The sequence below is a fragment of the Hydrogenophaga sp. genome, from assembly GCF_022844385.1.
GTDB lineage: Bacteria > Pseudomonadota > Gammaproteobacteria > Burkholderiales > Burkholderiaceae_C > Hydrogenophaga.
The window spans coordinates 1-2,792 of record NZ_JALHLX010000231.1 but is presented as its reverse complement, the minus strand read 5'-3'; the positions used below and the strand labels follow the sequence as shown (position 1 = coordinate 2,792).

The window sequence follows — 2,792 nt, the reverse complement described above, 5'->3', positions numbered from 1 at the left end:
AGCGACAAACCCCTTCACGGCGAGATCAAGCTGCCCGGCATGGCCAACCACTTCTACCGCGAGCGCGTGGACCAGCACCTGCGCATCGGCATCCGCGCCATCGACATCCTGCGCGAGGGGGGGTCGGAGCAGTTGCACAGCCGCAAGCTGCGGAGTTTTGCGGAGGTGGCTTTTCAGTGAGCACTTGCGGGAGACCAATCGCAAAAAATGCCTCTATCAGAGCAAATTTGTGTTGACTTGGCATATTCATTCCGAAAATTGACCTCAAAAGAACACCTTTTAAAAATTTGATCCCAAGAGATCAAATTTCATTCTTCTGGCAGAAGATTTCTCTAGAATGCTCCCAAGAGAGCAAAAAATGCAGATCACACCCGACACCCTGCCCGACCTTGCCCTGTGCCTGATGGTCGAACGCAAACGCCAGGGGCTTTCCCGCGCACAAGCGGCGGCCGTCTGCAATGTGAGCACCTCCTTCATTCGAGACGCCGAAAGCGACCCGGGCGCTTGTTCGCTGGCACTGATGGTCCGGCTCACCCGCGGGCTGGGCATTCAACTTGAGGCCACCCACTGGAGCTCTGAGGCCACACAGGACAAAGAGGTGAAGCCTTGATCCGCCTGCGCGTGTGGGCCAACGTGCGGCCCATGGGCTGGTTTGGGCACGCGGCGGGTGAGTTCTTCTTTGAGTACGACCCTCAATGGCTGGGCCAACCCGAGGCTTTCGTGCTGGCGCCCCAGTTCGCATTCGACAGCGGCCCCTTCACCGGCGCACTGGTGCGCAGCTTCTTTGAAAACCTCTTGCCCGAAGGCACCGCCTTGGACGATGTGATGCAGGCGCTGGCGCTGCGTGACGCGGCGCCGTTCGAGCTGCTGGGACGTTTGGGGCGCGAGTTGCCCGGCGTGATTTCGCTGCTGCCCGAAAGCGAGCAGCCCACCGCCATGCAGCAGTACGCCCCCCTTTCGTTCGACGTGCTGAGCGCCCGGCTGCAAAGCCAGCAGCCGCTGCTGGTCTCCAACGAACACACCACCATGTCGCTGGCGGGAGCGCAGGAGAAAATGGGTGTGCGGTTCGACCCGCGCCGTGGCCTGCTCTCGGAGAGTGTGGGCGCCTCGCCGTCCACGCACATCCTCAAGCCCGACACGCGCCAAACACGCTACCAACCGAGCGCCATCAACGAATACGCCTGCATGACATTGGCCCGCGCGCTCAAACTGCCGGTGCCTGCGGTCTGGCTGCTGCGCGTACCCGAAGCCGCGTACGTTGTGGAGCGCTACGACCGCACGAGCATGGCGGGCAACATTGTGGCGCTGCACCAGTTCGACGGCTGCCAGCTGCTGGGCCACGGCAGCGGCTGGAAGTACCAGCGCCAGGGTGGACTGGCCAGCATCCCGAAGCTGGTGGATGCGCTGCGCGCCCTGCCCGTGCGCGGTGCCGACATGCTGCAGCTGCAACGCTGGGTGATGTTCAACTTTCTGATCGGCAACGCCGACGCGCATGCCAAGAATCTCTCGGTGTTGATCGACCAGCGCGGTTACCGACTCGCCCCGTTTTACGACTTACTGTGTGTTCGCGCCTATGGCGATGAAGCCTTGGCGCTGTACATCGGCGACGAGGATCGATTCGATGCGGTCGGCTCACATTCGTGGGAAGCCCTCTGCGCCGACTGCGGCTTTGGGTTCGCGCCACTCATGGTCGAATTTCGTCGCATGGCACAGGCTTTCGTGCCTGCGTGGACGAAAGTGCGTGAACGTTTGGCCGGTGAACCCGGCGTCACCCCTGATGAACAACGCCTGCTCTCACGCATGACGCAGGTCTTCGAGCAGCATGCCGCGCACGCCCTCTCGATGACCTCGCCCCGCGCTCACAGCTGAACCGAGCGCCCGATGAACTGGATCGGTCCGGTTGGCCGCCCGGTGGGGGAGCCGTTGTAGGGCTCCACGGTGATTTCGAACAGCTGGTTGGGTTCGATCGGAGGAAGTTTGTCGAGCGGGATCTCGATCGGTTGGCCCGGCTCCACCAGGCCCAGCGACACCGGCGCGCTCCAGCTGTCGGCCTTGGTCCAGAACTGCAGCGAGCGCTGCGCGGGCACCGGCTCGGGTGCCACTGGAATCAGCTTGAGGCGTTGCGGGCTGCTGGCCTGTACCACCCAGCCGGGCGCCGTGCCTTGCGGCGCCACCAGCACCACCATGAACTGTGGGCGCGCGGGTGCAAACAAACCCACGGTGGGCGCAATGGCCATCACGCTGGCGGCGGCGAAACCGGTAGCGGCGGCGAAACGCCAGAAGGCCACGCTGCTCCACCAGTTGCGTGAGAGGTTGCAGTTTGGCTTCCCACTGCTGCACGGCGGTGCGCAGCATGGCGTCCCGGGGCAGGCGCTCTTCGACTTCGATGCGCTGGCCGGCCGACAAGGTGCCGAGCACGTAGTCGGCAGCGAGCTGCTGAGTCTCATCCAGGCTCATGCCAGACACGCCTTGAGCGAAGCCATGCCCCGGCGGATCCACGCTTTCACCGAGCCCAGCGGTTCGCTCAGGCGTTCGGCGATCTCGGCGTGGGTGCAGCCGTCCAGGTAGGCCAGCAGCACGCAGTTGCGCTTGGCCACGTCCAGGCGTTCCAGGCAGTGCTCGAGCTGCCCCAGCGTGGAGCGCATGGAGAAGGCGTCGAGCATGTCGGGTGAGGCCTGGGGTTCGGCGTCCTGCACAGGGTCCAGAACTTCTTCGTCCACCGACACGGTGCGGGCACTGGCCCGCACCGCACTCAATGCGCAGGGCCACACCCATCAGGAAACGGTGCTCGC

The 2,792-nt window shown here is 64.0% G+C and carries 3 protein-coding genes and 2 pseudogenes; 3 read left to right on the top strand and 2 right to left on the bottom strand.

Annotation, left to right across the window (positions count from 1 at the left end; genetic code table 11):
- From Q0C59_RS19480 to Q0C59_RS19470, 3 genes and pseudogenes are all read left to right on the top strand, one after another.
- A pseudogene (locus tag Q0C59_RS19480) lies at positions 1 to 180 on the top strand (AMP nucleosidase); the annotation flags it as partial.
- A gap of 178 nt (positions 181 to 358) precedes the next feature.
- Positions 359 to 610 (top strand): helix-turn-helix domain-containing protein, encoded by a 252-nt coding sequence (locus Q0C59_RS19475; protein ID WP_291218694.1) that lies wholly within the window; start codon positions 359 to 361, stop codon positions 608 to 610.
- A complete protein-coding gene (locus tag Q0C59_RS19470; RefSeq protein WP_291218692.1) occupies positions 607 to 1,869 on the top strand; it encodes a HipA domain-containing protein in 1,263 nt (420 codons plus the stop codon). Before Q0C59_RS19475 ends, Q0C59_RS19470 begins: the two co-directional genes overlap by 4 nt.
- Here Q0C59_RS19470 and Q0C59_RS19465 read toward each other — a convergent pair.
- Both Q0C59_RS19465 and Q0C59_RS19460 read right to left on the bottom strand, forming a co-directional pair.
- Positions 1,860 to 2,457, bottom strand: a pseudogene (locus Q0C59_RS19465) (anti-sigma factor domain-containing protein). The gene Q0C59_RS19470 and the pseudogene Q0C59_RS19465 overlap by 10 nt on opposite strands.
- Positions 2,454 to 2,747 carry a sigma factor-like helix-turn-helix DNA-binding protein gene (locus Q0C59_RS19460; protein WP_291218690.1) on the bottom strand — a complete coding sequence of 98 codons (294 nt, stop codon included), beginning with the start codon at positions 2,745 to 2,747 and terminating at the stop codon, positions 2,454 to 2,456. Before Q0C59_RS19460 ends, Q0C59_RS19465 begins: the two are co-directional and overlap by 4 nt.
- Positions 2,748 to 2,792 lie beyond the last annotated feature (45 nt).

Bases quoted from the DNA above. Each gene is read 5' to 3' on its own strand.
- Q0C59_RS19475 (WP_291218694.1), top strand. From the start codon at position 359: ATGCAGATCACACCCGACACCCTGCCCGACCTTGCCCTGTGCCTGATG.